The organism is Actinomadura sp. NPDC048955 (assembly GCF_040649435.1).
Taxonomy (GTDB): Bacteria; Actinomycetota; Actinomycetes; order Streptosporangiales; family Streptosporangiaceae; genus Spirillospora; species Spirillospora luteofluorescens.
Window position 1 is genome coordinate 56,803 of the sequence record NZ_JBEZJI010000031.1, and the last position, 23,467, is coordinate 80,269.

A 23,467-nucleotide genomic window follows, 5' to 3' on the forward strand; every position below is an offset into this window, starting at 1 on the left:
CGGGGGCGTTGCCTTGTCGTCGTCCGGGCGCGCGCGAACCCTGGGCGCCCCATGCACGAAGGGGGCGCCCAGGGGAGTCCCGCTCAGAAGGACGTCTCGGGGACGTCCATCAGGGAGTTGTCGGTGGATTCGACGATCGAGCGGCGGGTGGCGAGCTCGGGCAGCACGGTCCTGGCGAAGAACCGGGCGACGGCCGGCTTGCCCGCGTAGAACGACCGGTCGGTGTCGGAGAGCCCCCCTCCGTCCAGCCTGGCCAGGGCGGACGAGGCCTGCCGCAGGAGCAGGTACCCGACCAGGAGGTCCCCGGCGGACATCAGCAGGCGGGTCGTGTTCTGGCCGACCTTGTAGATCTCGCGCGGGTCGCGCCGAGCGGCCCGTTGCTGTTCGAGCATCGCGTCCACCATGCCGTTGACGTCGGCCAGGGCGCCGCGCACGGCGGCGCACTCGCCTTCCAGCCTGCCGTCGGCGGCGAGGGAGTCCAGGAACCCGGTGATCTCCGCCGTCAGCGCGGCGAGGGCGGCACGGTCGTTCCGGACGATCTTCCGGAAGAACAGGTCCTGCCCCTGGATCGCGGTGGTCCCCTCGTACAGGGTGTCGATCTTGGCGTCCCGCAGGTACTGCTCCAGGGGATAGTCCTGCAGGTAGCCGGAGCCGCCGAAGGTCTGCAGGGCGTGCGCGAGCCGTTCGCAGGCGCGCTCGGAGGCCACGCCCTTGACGACGGGCAGCAGCAGGTCGTTGACCGCCCGGGCCGGTGCGGTGTCGACGCCCCGGTGCCCGCCGACGATGATCTCGTCCTGCCACCTGGCGGTGTAGAGGACCAGGGCGCGAAGCCCTTCCGCGTACGCCTTGGTGAGCATCAGGCCGGCGCGCAGGTCGGGGTGGTGGATGATCGTGACGGGCGGGGCGGTTCTGTCGCCCCTGCGCGCGAGATCGGGCGACTGGATCCTCGTCCTGGCGAAGTCCACGGCGTTCAGATGCGCCGTCGACAGCGTCGCCATGGCCTTGACGCCGACCAGCATCCTGGTGTGCTCGATGACGTCGAACATCTGGGCGATGCCGTCGTGGACGTCGCCGAGGAGGTAGCCGATCGCGGGCTCGCCCGCGCCGAAGCTCAGTTCGCAGGTGGTGGAGGCCTTGAGTCCCATCTTGCGTTCGAGGTTGGCGGCGCGCACGCCGTTGCGGCGGCCGAGCTCGCCGGTCTCCAGATCGAACAGGAACTTCGGCACGATGAACAGCGACAGGCCCTTGGTGCCGGGCGCCGCCCCCTCCGGCCGCGCGAGCACGAGATGGACGATGTTCTCGCTCAGGTCGTGTTCGGCGGAGGTGATGAACCGCTTGACGCCCTCGATGTGCCAGGTGCCGTCCGGCTGCCGCAGCGCCCTCGCACGGCCGGCGCCGACGTCCGAGCCCGCCTCCGGCTCGGTGAGCACCATGGTGGCTCCCCAGCCCCGGTCGATGATGTGTCGGGCGATCGCGCGCTGGGATTCGGTGCCGAGCCGGTGCACGACGCCGGCGAACGGTACGCCGGTGCCGTACAGGTGCACGGCCGGGTTGGCGCCGAGGACCAGCTCGGCGACCGCCCACACCAGCGTTCGCGGTGCCGCGGTGCCGCCGAGCTCCACCGGCGCCTCCAGCCGCCACCACTCGGCGTCCCGGAGCGCGGCGTAGCTCTTCTTGAAGGAGGCCGGCAGCGTCACCGAGCCGGTCGCCGGGTCGAAGACCGGGGGATGGCGGTCCGCGTCGCCGAACGAGTCCGCGATCGGACCCACGGCGAGCTTGCCGACCTCGTGCAGCACCTCGCGGACGGTGTCGCGGTCCATGTCCGCGAAGGGACCGTCCGGGCCGGTGGCCTCGTCGGCGCCCAGCACCTCGAACAGGTTGAACTCGATGTCACGGACGTTGCTTCTGAAATGCCCCATCGTGCGGAGCTCCTTGGATCTCACTGGTGAGCGACGGGCACGGCCCGCCGGCCCTGGGCGGCGCGGTGCCGCGGACGAGGCGGTTTGCCGCCAGGGACGGGACGGGCCGTGGCGGCTCGCGGATCAGGCCAGGTACCGGAGGACGGGGCGGGCGACGCAGACCGGCCTGCTCCCGCCCTCGGCGTGGACGGTCGCGTCGACGATCACCTGGACGCCACCGGCGACCTCGGTGACCTCGGCAACGGTCGCCTGGACGCGGATCCGGGTGCCGCTCGGCACCGGGGCCGGGAAGCGCACCCGGTCCAGGCCGTAGTTGATCTTCGTGGTGGCGTCCTCGATCTCCAGCAGCTCGCTCCACAGCGGGATGAGCAGCGAGAGCGTGAGGTAGCCGTGCGCGATGGTGCCGCCGAACGGGCCGTGCTCCGCGGCGGCGGTGTCGATGTGGATCCACTGGTGGTCGTCCGTCGCGTCGGCGAACATGTCGATCCGCGGCTGGTCGACGGTGAGCCACCGGCTGTGGCCGAGGTCCTCGCCGACCAGTTCGGCGAGCCCGGCGATGGTGACGGTCCTGGGCATGGTGGTCTCCCCGCTCATCCGGCCAGGCCGAGCAGCCGGCACGCGTTCCGCTTGAGGATCTTGGGCTGGACCTCCGGCTTGATGTCGAGGCGCTCGAAGTCGGCGAGCCAGCGGTCGGGTGTGATCACCGGGAAGTCCGATCCGAACAGGACCTTGTCCTGCAGGAGCGAGTTGGCGTAGCGCACCAGGTTGGGAGGGAAGTACTTCGGCGACCAGCCGGAAAGGTCGATCCAGACGTTCTCCTTGTGGGTGGCGACCGCCAGCGCCTCGTCCTGCCAGGGGAAGGAGGGGTGGGCCATGACGATCGTGAGATCGGGGAAGGTCGCCGCGACCTCGTCGAGGAGCATCGGGTTCGACAGGCCGAGCCGTATCCCCCCGCCGCCGCGCAGCCCCGCGCCGATCCCGGTCTGGCCGGTGTGGAAGACGGCCGGGACGCCCTGCGCGGCGATGGCCTCGTACAGGGGGAAGACGGCCCGGTCGGTCGGGTCGAAGTGCTGCAGGCTGGGGTGGAACTTGAAACCGCGGACACCGTACTCGCCGACGAGCCGGGACACCTCGGCGACGGCGGCGCGGCCCCGCGCGGGGTCGAGGCTGGCGAAGGGGATCAGGACGTCGGGATGCCGCGCGGCGGCCTCGGCGACGAACTCGTTCGCGATCGGCGGGTGGCCGGTCGCCGCCTGGTGGTCCACGGTGAAGACGACCGCCGCCATCCCTCGGTCCCGGTAGGTTCTGGCGATCTCGTCCGCGGTCGGGGTGCGGTGGTGCGACTTGAAGTACGCGGCCGAGGCTTCGAGCAGTTCGCCGCCCATCGAGGTGTGGCCGTCGTCGTCCACCTCGATGTGGACGTGGACGTCGAGGGCGGTGAGGTCGTCGGTGCGGATCTGTGCGGGCATGGGGATCACTCCTGGGGCTGGGGAAGCTGCTCGCCGAAGGTCTGCAGGTGGGGCCGGAGCGCGGTGGCCCAGACGCCGGCCAGGTCGTCGGCGCTCCAGCCGCCGGTGGAGTAGGCGGCGGCGGCCTGCTCGGGGTGCGTCCAGACGCTCACCCGGTCGCCGCCGATGCCGATCGCCTGCCCGGTGACGTCCGCGGCCGCGTCCGACGCGAGGAACGTCACCAGCCCGGCGGCGTCCTGCGGAGTGCCGAACCCCAGCGTGCGGCGCACGAAGGGCGGCAGTGCCGCTCCGCGTTCCAGCGCCTCGACATGGGACTTGAGGAAGGGCACCGTCCGGGTCATCGCCGTACCGGCGACGGGGACGACGGCGTTCACCGTGATCCGCGACCTGGCGAGTTCCATCGCCCAGGTGCGCACCATGCCCACGATCCCGGCCTTGGCGGCGGCGTAGTTGGTCTGGCCGAAGTTGCCGCGCTGGCCGGTGGGAGAGCCGACGCAGATGATCCGGCCGCCCTCGCCCTGCGCCCGCATGGTGACGGCGGCCGCCCGCACGCAGGTGAAGGTGCCCCGCAGGTGGACGTCGACGACCGCGTCGAAGTCCTCGTCGGTCATCTTCCACAGCACCGTGTCCCGCAGCACTCCGGCATTGGTGACCATCACGTCGAGCCGGCCATACTCGCCGACGGCGCGGTCGACCAGCGCCTGCGCGACCGCCGAGTCGCCGACGGCGCCGGCCTCGGCCACCGCGGCGCCGCCGGCCGCACGGATCGATGACGCCGCCGCTTCGGCCGCGGCGTCATCCACGTCGTTGACCACCACCCGGGCGCCGGCCGCGGCCAGGTCCCGGGCATACGCCAGGCCGAGCCCGGCGCCGGCGCCGGTGACGACGGCCACCCTCCCAGCAAGATCCATGAGTTCTCCTTCGCGTTCGGGCGTCCGCTCCATGCGGGTCGCAGCCTGGACACTACGGCAATATAGATGATAACTTCAATTATTGATGTCGCCATCGTTTAGGGAGTGGATGCCGCGGTGACGGGACGTGAAGAGGTGCAGCTGGCCGGCGACGTCGGCTTCCTGATGGCCCGCACCAGCGGGCTCATGGTGCGGATCACCAACGGCCATCTGGCCGGCCGAGGCCTGCGGGTCCGGCACTTCTCCGTCCTGTCGTACGTGTGCGACCGCGACGGGGCCTCGCAGCGCGAGATCGCGGCCTACCTGGGGCTCGACCCGAGCCCGGTGGTCGCCCTGGTCGACGCCCTGGAAACCGAGGGGCTGGTCGAGCGCCTGCCCCATCCCGGCGACCGGCGCGCGCGGCTGGTCGCACCCACTCCGCGGGGCCGGGAGCTGCGCGAGCAGGCGAAGAAGGATGTCGAGGCGGCCAGGGAACGATTCCTGGAGCGTCTGGCCCCCGAGGAACGCGATCTGCTGCTGGGCCTGCTCCAGCGGCTGGCCTTCACCGGTGACGGGGACGGCACTCCGGCACCCGGAAAGGAATCCTGATGCGGAACCAAGGCCTCGGATCATGGCCGGCCCGCCGGGTGCGCAGCGGCCCTCACCGGGCCGCCCTTCTCGGTGAACACGGCGCCGTCAGCTACGCCGACCTCTACCTGCGGGTGACGAGGCTCGCCCACGCACTGCGAGGGCTCGGGCTAGGCCGCGGCGACCGCATCGCCTACCTCGGCCCCAACCGCCCTTCCTTCGTGGAGAGCCTGTTCGCCGCTCACACGCTCGGCGCCGTCTTCGTCCCGCTCAACACCCGGCTGGCGGTCGCGGAGGTGGATCACCAGCTCCGTGACTGCGGGGCGTCGGTGCTGATCTACAGCGCCGAAAGCGCCGGTGTGGTGGCGAACCTGACGGCGCCGCCGCTCCTGGTGGCCGTGGACGGCGGCGTGGACGGCGCGCACGACTACGAGTCGGTCGTTCGGGCCGCTCCCGACGATCCCATCGACGAGCCCGTGGGCCACGATGATGCCGCGCTCATCCTTTACACCTCGGGCACCACGGGCAGCGCCAAAGGGGTGACGCTGACCCATGGCAACGTCATCTGGAACTGTCTCAACACCCTGGTGGAACTGGACCTGACCCGCGACGAGGTGACCCTGGTCAGCGCGCCGCTGTTCCACGTCGCGGCGCTCAACATGACGCTGCTGCCGACCCTGCTCAAGGGCGGCGCCGCCGTGCTCATGCCCGGATGGGACGTCGACGCCTGCTTCGACCTCATCGAACGGCACCGGGTGACCTGGATGTTCGGCGTGCCGACGATGTTCGCCGACCTGGCGCGGTCGTCCCGCTGGGCGGCGGCGGATCTGTCGTCCGTGCGCTCCCTTCTGGCCGGCGGAGCGCCCGTGCCGCTGCCGCTGATCCGCACGTACCAGGAACGCGGACTGGAGTTCCTGCAAGGGTTCGGACTGACCGAGGCCGCGCCGGGCGCCCTCATCCTCAGCGCCGAGATGAGCACGGCCAAGGCCGGGTCCGCCGGTGTCCCGCACTTCTTCAGCGACGTGCGTCTGGAGCACTCCGCCACGGGCGACGCGGTGGGCGAGATCCTCATCGAGGGACCGACCGTGATGCCGGGGTACTGGGAACGCCCCGAGGCCACCGCCGCGGTGCTGTCCGAGGACGGTTGGCTGCGGACCGGCGATGTCGGGCGGGTGGACGAAGACGGGTACTTCTCCATCGTCGACCGCATCAAGGACATGTACATCTCCGGCGGGGAGAACGTCTACCCGGCCGAGGTGGAGGCGCAGCTCCTCGAACACCCGGACGTCGCGGAATGCGCCGTCATCGGGGTGCCCGACGGTCGCTGGGGCGAGGTCGGCCGCGCCTTCGTCCGGACACGACCCGGCGCCGTCCCTGACCGGGACGGTCTGATCGGCTTCCTGGCCGGCCGGCTGGCGCGCTACAAGATCCCTAAGACCGTCCAGTTCGTCGAGGACCTGCCGCGCACCGCGTCGGGGAAGATCCACAAGCAGGCACTGCGGTAACGCCACCGCACGATGCGCGGCCGGCCCCGCTCGCCGGCCGCCGCCCTGATCACACAAACCCCTGTCACGGTTAGAAGGAGAGTCATGTCCGGCATCGTCATCATCGGCGGCGGTTTCGCGGGTGTGTGGAGCGCCGCCGCGGCCGCCCTGGTCCGCGGTGAGTCCGACCTGGACATCACACTGGTGGCCCCTAACGAGGACATGGTGCTGCGTCCCCGCCTGCACAGACTCGTCCCCGAATGGTCCCGCGTTCCGCTGAAGCGTTTCCTGGAGCCCATCGGCGTTGCGCATCTGCGAGCCGAGGTGAGCGATGTCGACACCGAGGCCCGCAACATCACCGCGAACGACCAGCTGCTCTCCTACGACCGGCTCGTGCTCGCGGCGGGCAGCCGCCTCGCCCGCCCGGCGATCCCCGGCTCCGACCTCCTCTACGACATCGACACCGCTGAGGGGGCGGCCAGGCTGGCCGGCCGGTTGAACGGCATGGACGAGGCCCGGGCCGTCGTCGTCGGCTCAGGGTTCACCGGCCTTGAGATCGCCACCGAACTCGCCGAACGGGGCACCGTGGTGATGATCGAGCGCGCTGACACGGTCGCCCCGGACCTCGGGCCGGGACCCCGTCCCCAGATCGAGGCGGCCCTCGCCGCACTGGGCGTCGAGGTCCGGCTCGGCACCACCCTCACGGCCGTGGACGAAACCGGCGCGCACCTCGTCGACGGCACCCGCCTGGAAGCGGACGTCGTCGTCTGGACGGGCGGCATGCGCGCAAGCCTGCTGACGGCGCAGTTCCCCGGCGAGCGGGACCGGCTGGGCCGCCTCCTGGTCGACCGCCGGCTGCGCGTCGACGGCGAGATCTTCGCCGCCGGCGACGTCGCCGCCGCCCACGCGGACGCCGGCCATCACGTGATTCAGAGCTGCCAGTTCGCCACTCCCATGGGCAAGGCCGCCGGGCACAACGCCGCAGCCGACCTGCTCGATGTTCCACTCGTGGACTTCGACCCGGACCCCTACGTGACGTGCTTGGACCTCGGCTCCGCCGGCGCTCTCTACACCACCGGCTGGGAACGCCAGGTGCAACTCGACGGAGCGCAGGCCAAGCAACTGAAGGACACCATCCTGGACGTCATTCACCCTCCCCTCGACGACGCGGAGGAGATCCTCCGGCAGGCGGGGCAGCAGAGCAACGGTGTCAGCGGCTGAACTGAGGAGGTAGCCCGCCTCGGCCCTGCGGGGCGGTTTCATCGGGCCGGGGCGGTTTCATCGGGCCAGGTCACGCTCCAGTGCGTTGGCCGCTTTGCGCAGCGTGCCGACCAGATGGGGGAGCCGTTCCTTCTCGTAGCGTGCGCTCGGCATCGACAGGGAGAGGCCGGCCACGGCGGCGCCGTCCGGTGCGCGCACGGGGACGCCGACCGCGACGACGCCGCGCTCGGAGCGGCCCTCGTTGAGGGCGAATCCGTTGCGGCGTACCCGTGCCAGGTCGGCTCGCAGGGCGTCGAGGTCTGGAGCGACGTCCGGTCGCTGATCGTGGCGGTCGGGGGAGTACAGGGCCGCCAGCTCGTCCGGCGGCAGTTCGGCCAGGAGCAGCAGCCCGCCGGTCGTGCGGTGCGCGGGGAAGACCATGCCCTCGCGCGAACCGACCCGCAGGACCTGCTGTGACTCGACGCTGGCGATGAAGCGCGCCGTGTCGCCGGTGCGGATGGTGAGGTTGGCGGACTCCTCGAGGAGTTCGGCCAGCGCGTGCAGATGCGGCAGCGCGGCGGCGCGCAGTCTGGCGGCCGTCGACTGCGAATGGGCGGCGAGTTCCAGGACGGGGCCGACGCGGTAGGCGCGGTCGGGCCGGCGGACCGCGAAGTCCCGGTAGACGAGCATGGCGAGCAGCCGGTGCGCCGTCGAGTTCGCGACGCCGAGCCGCCGCGCGACCTCGGAGACGGTCAGAGGGCCTTCGAGCTGCAGCATCGTCGCGATGCGCAGGGCGTTGTCGACGCTCGCGATGGCGTAGGGAGGCGGTTCCTTGAGCGGCTTGTCCACTCCGTCCTCGATTCTGTAACACAGAATTTTCTTTTCCTCAGAGAGTACAGGCAGCACGATGACCGCCATGACCAGCACCTCTGCCGACGCTCTCGCGGACTCTCCCGTGAACCTGCGAGCGGTCGACGCGCCGGGCCAGCCGGACGCCACCCCCGAGCTCGAAGACCTCTACCGCGGTTTCGAGACCGAACTCCTCGTCCCGCTGTGGACCGAGATCGGCGGACTGATGCCGCCCCAGCCGCGGTCCAGCGCCGTCGCGCATGTGTGGAAATGGGACCGGCTCGTCCGGCTGGCCGAGCTGGCCGGCCGGATCGTCCCGGTCGGGCGCGGGGGCGAGCGCCGGGCGATCGCGCTGGCGAACCCCGGGCTGGGCGGCCGCCCGTTCGCCACGCCGACGCTGTGGGCGGCGATCCAGTACCTGATGCCCGGCGAGGACGCACCCGAGCACCGCCACACCCAGCACGCCTTCCGCTTCGTCGTCGAGGGCTCCGGAGTCTGGACGGTCGTCGGCGGCGACCCGGTGCCGATGAACCGGGGCGACTTCCTGCCGCAGGCCGGCTGGAACTGGCACGCCCACCACAACGCCACCGATCGTCCGATGGCCTGGATCGACGGCCTAGACATCCCGTTCCAGTACCTGACCGAGGCGCAGTTCTTCGAGTTCGGACGCGAGGAGCTCTCCCAGGACGAGCGCAGCACGCCCGAGCGGTCCCGCTCGGAGCGGCTGTGGGGCCACCCCGGACTGCGTCCGGTCGCCGTCGCTCACACCACCCCGGGCTCGCCGCTGCTCTCCTACAAGTGGGAGTACACCGACCGCGCGCTGGCCGACCAGCTCGCGCTGGAAGAGCAAGGGTTCGCGGCCACGGTGGAGCCGGGCCACGCTGCCGTCCGGTACAGCAACCCCATCGACGGCGCGGACGTGCTGCCCACCGTGCGCGCCGAGTTCCACCGCGTGGCGCGGGGCGCTGCGACGGCTCCCGTCCGTGAGACCGGCTCCAGCGTCTACCAGGTCTTCGACGGTTCCGGCACGGTGACGGTCGGAGACCGGACCTGGTCGGTGACCCGCGGAGACCTGTTCGTCGTCCCCTCGTGGGAGCCGTTCTCGATGCGGTCCGAGGCCGGGCCGTCCGACTCCGACTCCGGGGCCCTGGACCTGTTCCGCTTCAGTGACGCGCCCGTCTTCGAGGCACTCAAGCTCAACCGATCCGCCAAGGACGCCTGATGAAGCTCTGCACCATCCGCACCCTCGAGGGCACCCGCGCCGCCCGGCTCGACGGCGGTGAGCTCATCGACCTCGGGTTCAGCGACCTGGGCGCCCTGCTCGCCGAGCCGGACTGGCGGGCCAGAGCGGCGTCAGGCACGGGGACGACCTACGACGTGCGGGACGCCGACTTCGCGCCCCTCGTGCCGCGCCCGTCGAAGGTGATCTGCGTCGGCCACAACTACACCCGCCACATCGAGGAGATGGGCCGCGAACTTCCGGCGTACCCGACACTGTTCCCCAAGTTCGCCGACTCCCTGATCGGCGCCCATGACGACATCGTCAAACCGGCCGAGACCGACGCCCTGGACTGGGAGGTCGAACTGGCCGTCGTCATCGGCGAGGAGGTCCGCCGCGCCGGCGAAGCCCAGGCCGAGGCGGCGATCGCCGGGTTCACCGTCATGAACGACATCTCCGCGCGCGACTGGCAGTTCCGCACGATCGAGTGGACCCAGGGCAAGATCTGGGACTCCTCGACCCCTGTCGGCCCCTATCTGGCCACCCCCGACGAGGTCGGCGGCGTCCGTCCCGCCCTCGGGGTGAGGACCGTCGTGGACGGAACGGTCATGCAGTCCGACGACACCGGCACGCTGCTGTTCGACCCCGTCTCCCTGATCGCGTACATCTCCACGATCGTCCGGCTGCGGCCCGGCGACCTGATCGCCACCGGCACCCCCGCCGGCGTCGGCCACGCCCGCGACCCGAAGGTCTACCTGACCGGCGGCGAGACGGTCGTGACCGAGATCGACGGCCTCGGCGCCTGCGTCAACCGCATCGTCGAGGACGTCTGATGGCCCGTTCCATCGCCGACGCCCACCACTGGATGCGGGAGGGCACCGAGTTGTTCCTGGCCGCCGCCGACGGTCTGACCGAGCCCGCCTTCGACACGGCGAGCCCGCTGCCCGGCTGGACCCGCAGGCATCTCGTCGCCCACGTCGCATCGAACGCCGACGCGCTCGGCAACCTGGTGCACTGGGCGGCCACCGGGGAGGCGACCCCGATGTACGCCTCGCCCGAAGATCGCGCGGCCGGGATCGAGCGCGGCCCCCGGATGAGCGGTCCGGAGCTGACCGGCTGGCTGACCCGTTCGTGCGCGGCGCTGCGGACCGCGATGGAGGCGCTGACCGAGCGGCAGTGGCGGAACGAGGTGGTGACGGCGCAGGGCCGCACCGTCCCCGCCACCGAGGTGCCCTGGCTGCGGTCGCGCGAAGTCTTCGTCCATGCCGTCGACATGGACCGCGGCGTCTCCTTCGCCGACCTGCCGGGCGACTTCCTGCGGGCCCTCGTCCGCGACATCGCCGCCAAGCGGGGACTCGGTACGTCGAGCCTGCCGGCCGGACCGCTGCCCGAGGTGGCCGCCTGGCTGGCCGGGCGGCCCCACTCCCTCACCGGCCCCCCGCGGCTCGACCCCTGGCTCTGACGCCCGACAAGGAAGAGACCATGACCAACCCTGATGTGCTCGTCGTCGGCGGCGGGATCGGCGGACTGGGGGCCGCCTACGCGCTGGCCCGCCGCGGCCTCGCGGTCCGCGTGCTCGAACAGGCCGCCGCCTTCGGCGAGGTCGGCGCGGGAATCCAGCTCGCCCCCAACTGCACGCGCATCCTCGACGACTACGGCCTGCTGGACGAGGCGGCGTCCCTCGGCGTCCTGCCGCACGCGATGATCATGCGCGACGCCGTCGACGGCTCGGAGCTGACCCGGCTCGACCTGCGCGACCTCGAGCGGCGCTACGGCCACCCCTACCTGGTCATCCACCGCAGCGACCTGCACACCATGCTGCTGCGCGCCTGCGAGCGCGCCGGCGTCCATCTGCGGACCTCGCAGTCGGTGGTCGCCTACGCCAACACCGCCGAGGGCGCATGCGTGACGCTTGCCGACGGCCGCAGAGAGGAAGCGCGGGTGGTCATCGCGGCCGACGGGCTGCATTCGGTGGCGCGCGGGCTCCTCTCGGACGACCGGCCGGTCTCGTCGGCCTACGTCGCCTACCGCGGCACCACACCGACCGCGAGCGGCCGGGGGGCGGAGGTCGATCTGTCCGAGGTCGTCGTGTACGTCGGCCCGCGCTGCCACTTCGTCCACTACGGGCTGCGCGGCGGCGGACTGCTCAACCAGGTCGCCGTCTTCGAGTCGCCCAAGGCACGTGCCGGCGAGGAGGACTGGGGCACGCCGGACGAGTTGGACACGGCCTTCGAGCGGACCTGTGACTTCGTCCGCGAAGGGCTGCCCCACATGTGGCGCGACCGCTGGTGGCGCATGTACGACCGCGAGCCGCTCATGACCTGGGTGGACGGCAACATCGCCCTCCTCGGCGACGCCGCCCACCCCCCGCTGCAGTACATCGCCCAGGGCGCGATCATGGCGATCGAGGACGGCTGGGTTCTCGGCGAACACCTCGCCCGGCGTCTCGCCCGCGACGGGACGGTGGACTGGCCGGCCGTCCTCGCGGCCTACCAGGCCGTCCGGCCCGAGCACTGCCGCCGCGTGCTCACCGCTTCGCGCGCCTGGGGCGACCTGTGGCACCTCGACGGGACGTCCCGCCGAAACCGCAACGCCCTGCTGCGGGAACGTGCCGTCGACGACTACTCGTTCGTGGACTGGCTCTACGGGCCGACCGCCTTGGAGCCCTCCGAAGAGCCGCCAATGTTCACACCGGTGCCCCTGGCGTCGAAGGCGGACCCTCTCACGGCGACCTGTGGCGTCCGGCGGTCGTGAGAGAACCCGGGGACCGGTCGCCGGCTTGCCGGCCGTGGCACGGCTCGGTCGATCGTCAGTGGTAGAAGCCCTCGATCGGGATGCGGGCCTCCTCGAACAGGGCCGGCCCCTCCTGGGGCACCTGCGGCCAGCCGCCGCCCGGCTTGAGCGTCCCGAGCTGCTCATTGGACAGCGCGTAGACCACGCGTCCGAGCCCGGACCGTTCGATGCCGCCCCTGCACATGTCGCAGGGCTGGCAGCTGGTGTACATGGTGGTGGCCGCCGCCGTGGGCGGGTCCAGCTCGCGGGCCGCCCACCGGGCCAGCTTCAGCTCCGGATGGGCGGAGATGTCGCCGTCGCTGGTGACCGTGTTGTGCTCCTCGGCCAGCACCTCGCCGCCCGGCCCCACCAGCAGCGATCCGAACGGGGCGTCCCCGCTCTCGCGCGCCTTGGAGGCCAGCTCGATGGCCCTGCGCAGGAAGTTCTCGTCCTGAGGTGTCACTGTGGTTCCCCTTGTTGAGTCGAGTGTGTCCAGGTCCAGCGGTCGGCCACGGTCGCCAGCGCCTGCCAGGCTTTGCCTGGGGCCAGCGTCTCCGCCGGGTCCTTGTCGAACGGGTCGAGCACAACGGTCTCGGAGCCGAGGAGCCGCAGCTCTTCCAAGTCCTGGAGGACCTGGTCGATGGTGCCCTCGCCGACGCGGCGTTCGGGGCCCGTGACCGGTAGGTCGGTCAGCCGCAGAACGATGCGGGGGACCAGGGCGGGTACCGGCCGTTCCAATGCCTGCGCGACGGTCTTCATCCGGTCCACCGCGCTGCGCAGCCACGGCATGGTCATGCGCAGGGGATGCCAGGCGTCACCGAGGCGTACCGCCCGGCGTAGGCCCACGTCGGTGTTCCCGCCGACCCAGATCGGTATCGGCCCGCTCTGGTAGTCGGCCTCGTCCGCCCATGCGGTGCGCATCGCCCGGAGGTGGTCGTCGGTGAGCCGCCCGCGCTGTTCGAACGGCACCCCGAGCGCGTCGAACTCCTGGCGGGCCCAGCCGACGCCCACGCCGAGCACCAGCCGGCCGTCGCTGAACCGATTGAGGTTCGCCGCCATCCGGGCCATGAGGAGGGGATGCCGGTACGGCACGATGAGCACCGAGGTGCCGAGCGCGACCCGTTCGGTGACACCGGCCAGCCACGCGAGGGTGGTGAACGGCTCGTAGAACGGAGCCGGATACTGCTCGGCCACGTCCGGCGTCACCACCACGTGGTCGGAGATCATCAACAGGTCGTAACCGAGCGCTTCCACGGTCTGCGCCCAGCGCCGCAACACGGCCGGAGCCGTCCCCGGCCCGAAGTTCGGAACATTCACCCCAATGTGCACAGGACGACGCTATCCAGTTGATCACTTGTTTCTGAAGGCGGTGCTCACGGTGCTCGACCGCCATCGCCGCGAACCTACCGGTACATTCGGTGAATGACCGAGGATCTGGACGTGACCGACTGGTCGATCCTGGCGGAGATCCAGCAGGACGGCCGCGTTCCCCTCACCGAGCTGGGCCGCCGGGTGAATCTCAGCGCCTCGGCGACCACCGAACGGGTCAGGCGGTTGGAGGCGCTGGGGGTCATCACCGGATACCGAGCCGACATCGATCTGGCGAAGGTCGGATTCGCCGTGCTGGCCGTCGTCCGCCTGAAGTACCCCGGCAGCCGGCACGAGCCGCTGCGCCGCCTGCTCGGCGAGCGCCTGGAGATCCTCGAATGCCTGCGCACCACCGGCGAGGACTGCTACACCCTGAAGGTGGCGGCGGGCTCCATGGCCCACCTCGAACGGATCGTCGACGAACTCGCCCAGTTCGGCAGCACCACGACCAACGTCGTCTACAGCCAGACCCTGCCCTACCGAGGCCCGCGTACCGCCCCCGGTCATCCGTGAGCGAGCATCATCGGCCAGGTACCCAGATTGCCGACAGGGCGCAGTTCGTCCGTCTGGCGGTCGCGCGCCCTGGTCGGTGCTACGGCGTGATCGTGCATGTCCCGCGATCGGCGGCGAGACCAGCCTGACGCTGGGCGCCTGCTACCAAGCCTCCGAACGCGCAGAGGCCGTCCGTGCGCCCGACAGGGCCGAGCCAGCGGCGGCCTCGCGGGAGTCCCATCGATTCAGTGCGGAACGTCTACCGTCCTGGTACGCAAAGGCCTACAAGGCTATTTGGCGACACATTTGCGCTAAATTTAGCCTATTCATACCACGGCTTTGTTTAATCATCTGCCGGTCATTGGCGTAAAGTTAGGCTGGAAAGGTGATGCTGATATGCCGGATATTACGGAGTACCCGCCTGGGTGGCCGGCATGGATTGAGTTGGCCAGCCCCGACGTGGAGGGGTCCAAAAAATTCTACTGTGAGCTGTTCGGGTGGGGCGTCTATGACGTGACGATCCCGGGCCTGACCGACCTGTCCATGTTCACTCTTGGTGACCTGGGCCCAGAGGTCCTCGGGATGCAGCCGCTCGCCGACAGTGCGCAGTACCCGTCCTGGCTCTGCTACTTCCGTGCCGGCGATCTGCAGACCACCGGGCAGGCGGTGGCGGACGCGGGCGGTCAAGTGCTGTCCGACCTCATCGATGTCGCGGACCTTGAGCAGCTCGCGATGTTCGGCGACCGCGAGGGGGCCGATTTCGCCGTCGTGCAGCCCCGGCGGCTACACGGTGCCGCAGTCATCGATGAGCCCTCCGCCGTTTGCTGGGTGGAGCTCGCCTGTCGTCGGCCCGGGCAGGCGCGCACGTTCTATGAGCAGGTGTTCGGTTGGCAGGCCGTGGAGCGCCGTTTCCGCGACCGCCCCGTCACCGCCTGGAAGGCCGGCGGGCACGTGGTCGCAAGCATGATCGAGATGGATGACTCGTTCCCGACGGGTTACCCGCCCCACTGGTTTCCCTGGATCTGGGTCGAGGACTGCGACGCCACGGTCAGCCGGGCCGCGGAGTTGGGCGCCGGCATCCGTTTTGGCCCGACCGACGAGGAGCAAGTGGCGATGGGGCGCATGGCGTTCATGACCGATCCTGCGGGCGCCCGCTTCGCCGTCATCACCCCGCACGGCGACTGGATGGGCAACAGGCTGAATTCCAGGCCGCACCACCCGCCTCCTGAGAATAATCGGAAGTGGTGGCAGAAGCCGCCGAGCCTCCGCTCCCGCCTGCGGCGTTAGCCTCAGAAACCCTTCCGCCTCCTCGCACGCAACGTTCCCCACCGCGTGTAAAAGTCAGAAGCGCTCGTATCAGACCGGTCAGCCGTTCTTCGAGGGCCGTTCAACGTACGGGCGGCAACTGGAAGTGTGGGAAGCCGCCTCGGCGGCCGCCGTATCCGCTGCCGAGCTGCGGATCGCCTCGAGCAGGCGAGCGTGGTCCATATAGCCGTCAGGCTGCAGCCCGGCGCTGAAATGCTCGTGCAGCGACTGACGGATCACCTGTCCGAGGTCCGCGTACAGCTCGACGAGCACCTCGTTGTGGGACGCGGACACCACCGCGCGGTGAAAAGCCGCGTCTGCGTCCACGAAAGCATCCCGATTCCCGGACGCCCAGGCGCGCTCCCGGCGGTCAAGCATTTCGTCCAACCGCAGCAGATCTTCCTCAGTACGGCGCTGTGCGGCCATCCTTGCCGCAGTCACTTCCAGGGCGGCCCGTACCGCGATCACGTCACCCTGGTCGGCGGCGGCGAAGCGGCGCTGCATGACGCCGGCCAGCTCGCTGGTGGCGATGACGTAGGTGCCCGAACCGTGGCGTACGTCCAGCAAGCCGTTGTGGGCGAGCGCCCGCACGGCCTCCCGGATCGTGTTCCGGGCCACGCCGAGTTGCTGAACCAGCTCAGGCTCGGTCGGGATCCGGGAGCCCACTGGCCAGGCGCCCGAGGTGATCTGCTGGCGCAGCCGGGCGACCACGTGGTCGAACAGCCCTGCCGGGCGGGGAACCGGTGGCATATTCATCCCATGATTATACGATCCTTGCGTGACTCAGGAGGATGCAGGAACACGCCCATGTGCAGCCCCACTGCACGACACGCACCGCGCCGCCGTCTGGGGGCACCGTCTCGCGGCGATCGGGCTGGTCCTGGCCGCGGTCAACCTCCGGCCGGCGGTCACCAGCGTTGGGCCGGTACTCGAAGAGGCGCAGGCCGGCTTGGGGATGAGTGCGAGCTACGCGGGGCTGCTCACCTCCATGCCGGCGGTGTGCTTCGCCCTGATCGGCTTCGCCGCCCCCTGGCTGGCCGGCCGTGGGCGCGACATCGTCATCGCGGCCAGCATGGCGGCGGTCGCAGTCGGGCTGATGATCCGCCCGCTCGCGGCCGGTGGCGCCCTGTTCGCCGTGCTCAGCGCCCTGCCGCTCGCCGGCATCGCTGTGGCCAACGTGCTGCTCCCGGTCGTCGTCAAGCAGCGCTTCCCCGAACGCGTCGGCGCGATGACAGGCCTGTACTCGATGGCCCTCAACGTCGGCGCTTCGACCGCCGCCGCCACCACCGTCCCCCTGGCCGGGCGGTTCGGTGGCGACTGGCGGATCGGCCTGGGCGCCTGGGCCCTGCTCGCCGCCATCGCCGTGCCGCCGTGGCTCGTCCTGGCCCGCGGGCGTGCCAGTTCCACCCTCGGTTCCCCAGACACGGGCCCCACCGTCGGAGGCTCTGTGCCCCGCACCCGTCTCACTCGGAGTCCGACGGCCTGGGCTCTCGCCCTCTACTTCGGCCTGCAGGCGACCGCCGCCTACATCATCATCGGCTGGCTACCGCAGATCTACCGCGACGCCGGACTTCCCCCCGAGACCGCCGGCCTGCTCTTCGCCGTCACCTCGGTGCTCGGCATCCCGCTGTCGTTCGTGCTGGCCGCCGTCGCCGGCCGTCTGCGCAACCAGAGCGGGGTGGCCATCGCGATCGGTCTGTTCGGCCTCACGGGATATGGCGGGCTGTGGGCCGCCCCAGCCGCGGCACCGTGGGTGTGGGCCGGCCTGCTGGGTGTCGCCAACTGCTCGTTCCCCCTCGTCCTCACGATGATCGGCTTGCGCGGCCGCGACAGTGAGACCGTGATCCGGCTGTCCGCCTTCGCCCAGAGCACCGGCCACCTCCTGTCCATCCCCGGCCCCATCTTGGTGGGCGCTCTGTACGAGCACAGCGGCAACTGGCGGGCGCCGCTGGTCTTCATGGCGCTGCTGATGCTCCCGCAACTGGCCGCCGGCCTCTTCGCCGGCCGCGACCGGCAAGTCGGCTGACTCGAACGACAGCCTCCTCACCGCCAAATCACCTGCGTGCACCGAAGCGCTCGTGCGAGGGCGCGAGCCTGATCGCTCGCCTGGCCATGGCCGTGCAGAGCACGCCCGGCCAGCTCTGAACTTGATCCAGCGATGGCAAAGCCGTCGCCTGCCCTCGGGCACAGAAGACCAGTCGATCGAGGTCGATGGAAGTCGATCGGGGAGCCTGCGTGAGTCGCCCTTGTGGCCCAGGTAGGCGAGCGTCGCGAGCCGCAGGACGTCCCTACCGGGGTAAATGAAGTCTTCCTGCGACGCTGCGCCCGCATCAGGCGCAAGACCAGACCGACCACACGCCGCAGAAGAGTGTGTTCGCCCTCGGTCGCCAATCTTGGTGTAGCAATGAAAAGGTAGCGTTATGGGAGATGATGAGTTCGAACGGATTGCGGAGCTTATGGTCGACCGCAATGCCATTGATCGGGAGATCGCCGCGATCATCCAGCGGCCGATGACGGCCGGGCATCTCGGTGAGTGGATCGCGTCGCGAATTTTCGACATCGAGCTGGAGGGATCGGCCACCAACACCGCCTTCGATGGCCGCTTTCGCGTCGGCCCGCTTCAGGGCCGGACGGTCAACGTCAAGTGGTACCTCAAAGAGGAAGGCGTGCTGGACACCAGCTCGTCCGCAACGCTTGACTACTACCTGGTGCTCACCGGTCCCCGATCAGCGGCAGGCTCCTCACGAGCCGGCACCCGACCCTGGTGCGTCCGGGCGGTGTACCTGTTCGGCGCCAAGCGCCTTCGCGACGAGCAGGACTCCCGCGGAGTCAAGACAGGTGTCGCCTCTAGCCTGATCCGGCGGCAATGGGACGAAGCCGAGATCTACCCCCAGGGCCGCAACCCTCTGCTCCGGGTCAGCCCTCAGCAAGCCGAACTACTCGAACTCCTTGCGGGCTGACCAATGGCTACTCCTGGTCGGCAACCCAGCCGATAAGGGTGGTGTACCCGCAATAGGGATGATGACCGCTCTCCAGGACCTGGACCATTCACCCGGCCGTGAACTCTCGCTGCGCCGGTCGCTCGGCGGGCCCTTCGATGTATTGCCGGATGAGAGCGGCGTGGGACAACGGTTTGGTGACGTCGGTGAGGTCACCGTTGGTGGTGTAGTCGAGCAGCACGACCTCTGCCCGTTCGCTGAGTTGCCGAAGCCGCTCGTGCAGGTCCGTGACGCGGTGGTCCAAGACCCATCGGTAGGACGGCAGATAGATCAGGCGGCGGGCCGTCACGTAGTCGAGCAGGCGATCACTGTCGAGTCCAGCCCGATGGCCCCTTACCGGGCCATACCGGCGCACGGTGCGCTTCAAGCCCCGCATGGTGGTGACCTGGAGTTTGGCGGGGTCGATGTCGGCGTGTTCGAAGACCTTCAGCGCTTGCCAGATCCCTTCGACCGACTGGGCGGTCACGCCATCGCAGAAGGGAACCGGGATACCGCCGTGGGGGTAGAACGGGCTGAGCCGTACCCACGGCTCCATCGCCTTGGACGTCGCGTCGATGATCTGCGCGCCGGGGAACTCGGCGGTCAGCGACGCCACGGTACGACGGCGGCTCGCGAGATGGATGGGCACGGAAGATCCCCTCATTGACGGCCTTCCCAGCATCGATGAAGGCTCTGACATTTCGGGAGCCGGCCTCCTCCCGCGAACAGGCCGAAGCAGCCACCGGAGACCCGGGCATCCATGTTGGTGGGCAGCACTCGCGCCCGGCCGGCGTCCTGCCCGGCCGTTGTCCCGCCGACGTTGAAGATCAATGACGCGCTACGTCGTGTTGAACATGAAGGCGGCGAACGCATCGCCTGGTCTGGAATCGGGTGGTGGCATTGCCGGGGTGCGCTGCGATTCTCGCCGCCTGCAGGCCCTGCTGTGCGGGCCGAAGGGCCGGGTGGTTCACCTTGTCAGCAGGATGCTGTCGACGAGGCCGCTGCTGCTGGCGACGTAACTGATGCCGGAGGTTGCTTTAGTAGCACCGTCGCCCAGGTAGCAGGGGGTGATGACCACGCAGGTGAACGCGACCATCTACCCCGGCTGCGGCGGAGTTGGACCACAGGACTGTGCCGGTGTCGCCGCTGCCGTCGAGCCAGGTGATGGTTCGAAGCCGGGTCCGGCTATCTGCCCGCGAAGGCCTTGCCTGCGCTGATGATTCCCGTCAGCGCCGAGCGCACATCGTTCAGTTCGGTGATTTGAGTGTCGATGCGCCGCCGTTCCCGCTCGAACTCGGCGATGAGGTCCTCGCATCCCGGCGCGAGGAATTCTCCGTCGTCAACCATGCAGGGCAGGATCTCTCTGACCATGTCGCTGTTGAGGCCCGCCGCGAGCAGGATCCGGATGCGGCGCACCGTTTCGGCGTGCTCATCGGTGTAGACGCGGTATCCGCCAGCCGTCCGCTTGGGAACCAGTAGCCCCTTCTCCTCGTAGTAGCGCAACGCGCGAGGGCTCACCCCTGCATGCCGTGCCAGAGCACCGATCTGCACTCCGTCGCTGCCTCTCAGCTTGACCTTCACGTCAACGTGAACCTTTAGCGTAACGGCCACGCCGAACCCCGGCGTTCTCGAACGAAGGGAGAGCACGACAGTGATTCAGCAGCTCTCGCCTGCGCCGGTGACCGTGCTGGGAATGGGGCCTATGGGACGCGCCATCGCCTCGGCGTTCCTCGCTGCCGGTCACCCGACCACGGTGTGGAACCGGACCGCCGACAAAACCAACGAGCTTCTCGCCCGCGGCGCCGTCTGGGCCGGCAGCCCACTGGCAGCGCTCGACGCCGGCGAGCTGGTCATCGTATGCGTCATCGACGCCAATGCGGTAGATGCCATCTTCGACCGGGCGCTGGCGGAGCCGGGTCGGTCACGGCTGCCCGTTACCACGCTGGTAAACCTCACCTCCGATGGGCCGGGGCGCACGCGCGAGCTGGCCGCCAGGGCGGACGAGTTGGGCGTGCTCTACCTCGATGGCTCGATCATGACTCCGGCGGCGGCCATCGGTACCGAGGCGACCCGCATTCTCTACAGCGGACCCGTCGTCCTCTTCGACCGCCACCGCCACACGCTGGCGGCGCTGGGCGGCGCGGCGGTCCATCTCGGGGACGACCCCGGCCGGGCAGCGAGCTTCGACATCGCCTTGCTGAACTTGTTCTGGACCTCGATCACCGGCCTGATGCACTCCTTCGCGCTTGCGGCGCGACAGAACGTGCCGGCCACCGCACTGGCACCGCACGCCCAGCAGATGGCGGGACTGGTCGCCGACCTGCTGCCCGGACTCGCGGCCGATATCGACGCCGGGCGTTTCTCAGGGACCGAATCGGCCTCGCTGACATCGGTCACCGCAAGCCTCGGCCACATCGTTCACGCGCTGGAGGAGGCCGGTGTCTCCCCGGCCGTTACCCAGGAGGCCAAGAACGCCGTCGACGCCGCGGTGTCGGCAGGCCACGAAGGAGACTCCGCCGCCCGCCTCGCCGAGTTCCTCGGCCGCGGCCACACGGACAGAGATCCGCAAGCGGCGGGCTGACCGCCCGGCGCTGCGGCACAGCCCGGTGGCGAGAAGCGGGTCGACGGCCGAACCCTCGGGCTCACGTCATCACCACGCCGGGTGCGGGGGTGATCGCGTTGATTACCTCGAACCGTGACGCTGGTGCGGCGTTCGCTGCGGGAGGGCGCCGTCGGTGGGGACGGCGCGCGCTCACCGGTGCGGCGGCAGCCGTATCGAGGTTTCTCTGGGATGCTGCGGGCGGCTCGGCCCGGTCGGGTTACCCAGACGGGACATGTGGGGTGAGGATCACCAGGGGCAGTTCGCGTGCTGATTCCTCTTGGTACCTGGCGTATTGAGAGAACAGCTCGGTCACGATCTGCCACAGCCGGGGCTTCTCCTCAGCGGTGGCAGTGCGGGCGGTCGCGGTGAAGTGGTCCGATCCGACCTGCAGCGACGCCGTCGGAGTGTCGGTGAGGTTGAGGTACCAGGCCGGGTGGCGGTCCGCGCCGCCGTTGGAGGCGACCAGCAAGTAACGATCCTGGTCGCGGCCGTAGATCAGCGCGGTGCGGCGGAGTTTGCCGGTCCTGCGGCCGCGGGTGGTGAGCAGCAGCGTTGGCCAGCCCTGGTAGAGGTGGCCCTGGACGCCGTCGGTGTCCAGGTAGGCGCGAATGTGATCGGCGACCCAGGGGGTGGGGTTGTCGAAAATCTCGTTCTCGGGCGCTGTCATCTTCCGCTCCCGCTGTCAGCGGCCCGGGGCGTGGCCGTCCGCCAGAAGACGGGGATGAGGACGGCTGCGACGGCGAGATGGGTGAGGGAGAGCACCGCTTTGCTCGCGCCGGAGGCTTGCACGCCGATGATGGGCAGGAACGACACCGCGAGCAGGGTCAGGGCGGCGGCCGTCCAGATCCGGGCCGCCAGTCGCGTCACCCGCTCCAGCCCGGCCAGCAGTGCCCAGCCGAGCAGCGAGGGGACCAGCGCGAACACGCCGATCGCGGCCGCCCCCAGGTCCTGCGGCTGTTGTCCTTTCTGCTGGACGACCAGGTCATGGCCCAGCAGCGGTTCCCCGACCGCCCAGATCGCCAGCGCGGCCGCGACCGCACCCGCCACGCCGAGTGCCCGTGCACGTCCTGGACTCCTGGGGCCGGGGCGCCGGCCCGTGCTCGCTCGTGTCATCGCGACATCTCCTTTAGCTGCTTTATAGTTCAGCTTCTTAAGTTTCTGGGCCCGGAGTGTAGCACTTACTTCATGAGCTAAACAGTCCACCTACTTAAGCGGCGGCTATGCTGGTCGCATGGACACCGACCCCGTCCCCGCCGCCGACATCGATGCCGGTACCGAAACGGATGCGGTCGTAGCCGAGCTGAGCGGCCTGGTCTTCGAGGTCACCGGGCGGCTGCGCGCGCAGTTCAACGCCACCGCAGCGGAGCTCGGCCTGCCCCCGGCCCAAGCGCTCGTCCTGACCAACCTGTCCGGCCCCGCCCCGATGCGTGAGTTGGCCGACTGGCTGTCATGCGAGCCGTCGAACGTCACCGGCATCGTCGACGGCCTGGAACGCCGCGGCATGGTGACCCGCCGTCCCGCTCCGGGCGACCGCCGCGTCAAGCACGTGGTGCTCACCGAAGCCGGCGAGCGCAAACGCCGCCAGTTGCGCTCCAGCGCCCACGCGTTGGCTCGGACCTTCTTCGAACTCCCAGGCCCCGACCAGCAGCACCTTCGTGACCTGCTGGCACGCGTCCTGGCCGGCCCATCGGCAAGCACAGATGCCGAATCCAGCTGAGACGCCGAAGCGCCGCTCCCTGCCGGTCGCCGTCGCTGGTCCCGGAATGCTCTCTGCAGGGGAACAGATGGCGCGGCCGGTCCCAATCGGGACAGGGCACGTCGGCACACGCCACGGACTCGGTGAGGACGGATCCCCCCGCTGATGGCGGGGGAGTGGCGGTGCGCGGGGCTGCAGTACTCGGCGTCGCGGCGTACGCCGCGGGGGATCGGTCGGCCGCAGTGCTTGCAGGGGCGGCGCTCGGCGGCCGCGTCGGCGGACAGGTCGTCGTCGGGCACCGGGCCGTCCGCCGGCAGCCATCGGTGTCGCGGCGTCGGCAGGCGAGGACCTGAGCGCGGCGATGAGCGCACCGGGCGCTAGCGAACAGCCAACGAGTCGCCGGACGGGGGTTGCCTGGATTGATCGCGCGGTCGCCGCTGCCGAGATCAGTCCGGCCGCGGCGAGCCCGTGGACCTCCTCGACGAGCCGCCCGCCGTGCGCGGGACTTGAATCTTGGACGATTCGAGTCCAGGAGCGGTCCTTTGCGTACGGACTCGCGACTTGCCCCTGCGGAGGAGCCCTCGTCGCGAAAGGGTGCCAGGTTCCGCTGGTCAGAACTCCCGGCAGATCTCGGGG

At 70.1% G+C, this 23,467-nt stretch carries 26 protein-coding genes; 14 read left to right on the top strand and 12 right to left on the bottom strand.

The window, feature by feature from the left end; translation table 11 throughout:
- Positions 1 to 83: 83 nt before the first annotated feature.
- From AB0C84_RS26795 to AB0C84_RS26810, 4 genes are all read right to left on the bottom strand, one after another.
- Positions 84 to 1,919 carry an acyl-CoA dehydrogenase gene (locus AB0C84_RS26795; protein ID WP_361071550.1) on the bottom strand — a complete coding sequence of 612 codons (1,836 nt, stop codon included), beginning with the start codon at positions 1,917 to 1,919 and terminating at the stop codon, positions 84 to 86.
- A 123-nt stretch (positions 1,920 to 2,042) separates the two neighbouring features.
- Positions 2,043 to 2,495 (bottom strand): MaoC family dehydratase, encoded by a 453-nt coding sequence (locus AB0C84_RS26800; RefSeq protein WP_361071553.1) that lies wholly within the window; start codon positions 2,493 to 2,495, stop codon positions 2,043 to 2,045.
- 14 nt (positions 2,496 to 2,509) lie between these two features.
- Positions 2,510 to 3,388 (bottom strand): amidohydrolase family protein, encoded by an 879-nt coding sequence (locus tag AB0C84_RS26805; protein ID WP_179842399.1) that lies wholly within the window; start codon positions 3,386 to 3,388, stop codon positions 2,510 to 2,512.
- A 5-nt stretch (positions 3,389 to 3,393) separates the two neighbouring features.
- Positions 3,394 to 4,299, bottom strand: coding sequence for an SDR family NAD(P)-dependent oxidoreductase (locus AB0C84_RS26810; RefSeq protein WP_361071556.1), 906 nt, complete (start codon positions 4,297 to 4,299; stop codon positions 3,394 to 3,396).
- A gap of 117 nt (positions 4,300 to 4,416) precedes the next feature.
- Here AB0C84_RS26810 and AB0C84_RS26815 point away from each other — a divergent pair, with 117 nt between their 5' ends.
- The 3 genes from AB0C84_RS26815 (at position 4,417) to AB0C84_RS26825 (ending at position 7,571) form a co-directional block, all read left to right on the top strand.
- A complete protein-coding gene (locus AB0C84_RS26815) occupies positions 4,417 to 4,887 on the top strand; it encodes a MarR family transcriptional regulator (RefSeq protein ID WP_361071559.1) in 471 nt (156 codons plus the stop codon).
- The gene (locus AB0C84_RS26820; RefSeq protein ID WP_361071562.1) at positions 4,887 to 6,371 is read left to right on the top strand and encodes a long-chain fatty acid--CoA ligase; all 1,485 of its coding nucleotides are present in this window, start codon (positions 4,887 to 4,889) and stop codon (positions 6,369 to 6,371) included. Before AB0C84_RS26815 ends, AB0C84_RS26820 begins: the two co-directional genes overlap by 1 nt.
- Before the next feature lie 84 nt (positions 6,372 to 6,455).
- A complete protein-coding gene (locus AB0C84_RS26825; RefSeq protein ID WP_361071565.1) occupies positions 6,456 to 7,571 on the top strand; it encodes an FAD-dependent oxidoreductase in 1,116 nt (371 codons plus the stop codon).
- A 57-nt stretch (positions 7,572 to 7,628) separates the two neighbouring features.
- On the opposite strand, the gene AB0C84_RS26830 is transcribed toward AB0C84_RS26825, so the two are convergent.
- Positions 7,629 to 8,399: an IclR family transcriptional regulator gene (locus tag AB0C84_RS26830; protein WP_361071568.1), complete on the bottom strand. Its 771-nt coding sequence runs from the start codon at positions 8,397 to 8,399 to the stop codon at positions 7,629 to 7,631.
- Between the two features lie 67 nt (positions 8,400 to 8,466).
- Between AB0C84_RS26830 and AB0C84_RS26835 the strand changes: the two genes are divergently transcribed.
- From AB0C84_RS26835 to AB0C84_RS26850, 4 genes are read left to right on the top strand one after another with little or no spacing between them, the layout of a single operon-like run.
- Positions 8,467 to 9,621, top strand: a complete 1,155-nt coding sequence (locus AB0C84_RS26835; RefSeq protein ID WP_361071571.1) for a cupin domain-containing protein — start codon at positions 8,467 to 8,469, stop codon at positions 9,619 to 9,621.
- On the top strand, positions 9,621 to 10,451 hold the full coding sequence (locus AB0C84_RS26840; RefSeq protein WP_361071574.1) for a fumarylacetoacetate hydrolase family protein: 831 nt from the start codon (positions 9,621 to 9,623) through the stop codon (positions 10,449 to 10,451). Before AB0C84_RS26835 ends, AB0C84_RS26840 begins: the two co-directional genes overlap by 1 nt.
- Positions 10,451 to 11,080, top strand: a complete 630-nt coding sequence (locus AB0C84_RS26845) for a maleylpyruvate isomerase family mycothiol-dependent enzyme (RefSeq protein ID WP_361071577.1) — start codon at positions 10,451 to 10,453, stop codon at positions 11,078 to 11,080. Before AB0C84_RS26840 ends, AB0C84_RS26845 begins: the two co-directional genes overlap by 1 nt.
- 20 nt (positions 11,081 to 11,100) lie before the next feature.
- Complete coding sequence (locus AB0C84_RS26850; RefSeq protein WP_361071580.1) at positions 11,101 to 12,372, top strand: FAD-dependent monooxygenase; 1,272 nt, start codon at positions 11,101 to 11,103, stop codon at positions 12,370 to 12,372.
- 55 nt (positions 12,373 to 12,427) lie between these two features.
- On the opposite strand, the gene AB0C84_RS26855 is transcribed toward AB0C84_RS26850, so the two are convergent.
- Positions 12,428 to 12,853 carry a nucleoside deaminase gene (locus tag AB0C84_RS26855; RefSeq protein WP_361071583.1) on the bottom strand — a complete coding sequence of 142 codons (426 nt, stop codon included), beginning with the start codon at positions 12,851 to 12,853 and terminating at the stop codon, positions 12,428 to 12,430.
- Entirely contained in the window at positions 12,850 to 13,719 is an 870-nt protein-coding gene (locus tag AB0C84_RS26860; RefSeq protein WP_361071586.1) for an LLM class flavin-dependent oxidoreductase, read from the bottom strand. Before AB0C84_RS26860 ends, AB0C84_RS26855 begins: the two co-directional genes overlap by 4 nt.
- 93 nt (positions 13,720 to 13,812) lie before the next feature.
- Here AB0C84_RS26860 and AB0C84_RS26865 point away from each other — a divergent pair, with 93 nt between their 5' ends.
- Both AB0C84_RS26865 and AB0C84_RS26870 read left to right on the top strand, forming a co-directional pair.
- The gene (locus AB0C84_RS26865; protein ID WP_361071589.1) at positions 13,813 to 14,271 is read left to right on the top strand and encodes an Lrp/AsnC family transcriptional regulator; all 459 of its coding nucleotides are present in this window, start codon (positions 13,813 to 13,815) and stop codon (positions 14,269 to 14,271) included.
- Positions 14,272 to 14,694: 423 nt separating this feature from the next.
- Positions 14,695 to 15,537: a VOC family protein gene (locus AB0C84_RS26870; RefSeq protein WP_361071593.1), complete on the top strand. Its 843-nt coding sequence runs from the start codon at positions 14,695 to 14,697 to the stop codon at positions 15,535 to 15,537.
- A gap of 78 nt (positions 15,538 to 15,615) precedes the next feature.
- Here the strand turns inward: AB0C84_RS26870 and AB0C84_RS26875 are convergent, their stop codons facing one another.
- Positions 15,616 to 16,311 (bottom strand): FadR/GntR family transcriptional regulator, encoded by a 696-nt coding sequence (locus AB0C84_RS26875; protein WP_361071596.1) that lies wholly within the window; start codon positions 16,309 to 16,311, stop codon positions 15,616 to 15,618.
- A 22-nt stretch (positions 16,312 to 16,333) separates the two neighbouring features.
- Here AB0C84_RS26875 and AB0C84_RS26880 point away from each other — a divergent pair, with 22 nt between their 5' ends.
- Complete coding sequence (locus AB0C84_RS26880) at positions 16,334 to 17,581, top strand: MFS transporter (RefSeq protein WP_361071599.1); 1,248 nt, start codon at positions 16,334 to 16,336, stop codon at positions 17,579 to 17,581.
- A gap of 394 nt (positions 17,582 to 17,975) precedes the next feature.
- The gene (locus AB0C84_RS26885; RefSeq protein WP_361071602.1) at positions 17,976 to 18,515 is read left to right on the top strand and encodes a hypothetical protein; all 540 of its coding nucleotides are present in this window, start codon (positions 17,976 to 17,978) and stop codon (positions 18,513 to 18,515) included.
- An 88-nt stretch (positions 18,516 to 18,603) separates the two neighbouring features.
- Here the strand turns inward: AB0C84_RS26885 and AB0C84_RS26890 are convergent, their stop codons facing one another.
- Complete coding sequence (locus AB0C84_RS26890; RefSeq protein ID WP_361071605.1) at positions 18,604 to 19,182, bottom strand: hypothetical protein; 579 nt, start codon at positions 19,180 to 19,182, stop codon at positions 18,604 to 18,606.
- Positions 19,183 to 19,363: 181 nt separating this feature from the next.
- Here AB0C84_RS26890 and AB0C84_RS26895 point away from each other — a divergent pair, with 181 nt between their 5' ends.
- Entirely contained in the window at positions 19,364 to 19,552 is a 189-nt protein-coding gene (locus AB0C84_RS26895; RefSeq protein ID WP_361071607.1) for a hypothetical protein, read from the top strand.
- Positions 19,553 to 19,718: 166 nt separating this feature from the next.
- On the opposite strand, the gene AB0C84_RS26900 is transcribed toward AB0C84_RS26895, so the two are convergent.
- A complete protein-coding gene (locus AB0C84_RS26900) occupies positions 19,719 to 20,114 on the bottom strand; it encodes a MerR family transcriptional regulator (RefSeq protein WP_361071610.1) in 396 nt (131 codons plus the stop codon).
- Positions 20,115 to 20,184: 70 nt separating this feature from the next.
- On the opposite strand from AB0C84_RS26900, the gene AB0C84_RS26905 reads away from it, so the two are divergent.
- Positions 20,185 to 21,114 carry an NAD(P)-binding domain-containing protein gene (locus AB0C84_RS26905; protein WP_361071613.1) on the top strand — a complete coding sequence of 310 codons (930 nt, stop codon included), beginning with the start codon at positions 20,185 to 20,187 and terminating at the stop codon, positions 21,112 to 21,114.
- Positions 21,115 to 21,352: 238 nt separating this feature from the next.
- On the opposite strand, the gene AB0C84_RS26910 is transcribed toward AB0C84_RS26905, so the two are convergent.
- Both AB0C84_RS26910 and AB0C84_RS26915 read right to left on the bottom strand, forming a co-directional pair.
- Positions 21,353 to 21,802 (bottom strand): nitroreductase family deazaflavin-dependent oxidoreductase, encoded by a 450-nt coding sequence (locus tag AB0C84_RS26910; RefSeq protein WP_361071616.1) that lies wholly within the window; start codon positions 21,800 to 21,802, stop codon positions 21,353 to 21,355.
- Positions 21,799 to 22,248, bottom strand: coding sequence for a DUF6069 family protein (locus AB0C84_RS26915; RefSeq protein ID WP_361071619.1), 450 nt, complete (start codon positions 22,246 to 22,248; stop codon positions 21,799 to 21,801). The genes AB0C84_RS26910 and AB0C84_RS26915 overlap by 4 nt, the downstream gene beginning before the upstream one ends.
- A gap of 118 nt (positions 22,249 to 22,366) precedes the next feature.
- Here AB0C84_RS26915 and AB0C84_RS26920 point away from each other — a divergent pair, with 118 nt between their 5' ends.
- Complete coding sequence (locus AB0C84_RS26920; RefSeq protein WP_361071622.1) at positions 22,367 to 22,852, top strand: MarR family winged helix-turn-helix transcriptional regulator; 486 nt, start codon at positions 22,367 to 22,369, stop codon at positions 22,850 to 22,852.
- The last annotated feature ends 615 nt before the right edge of the window (positions 22,853 to 23,467 follow it).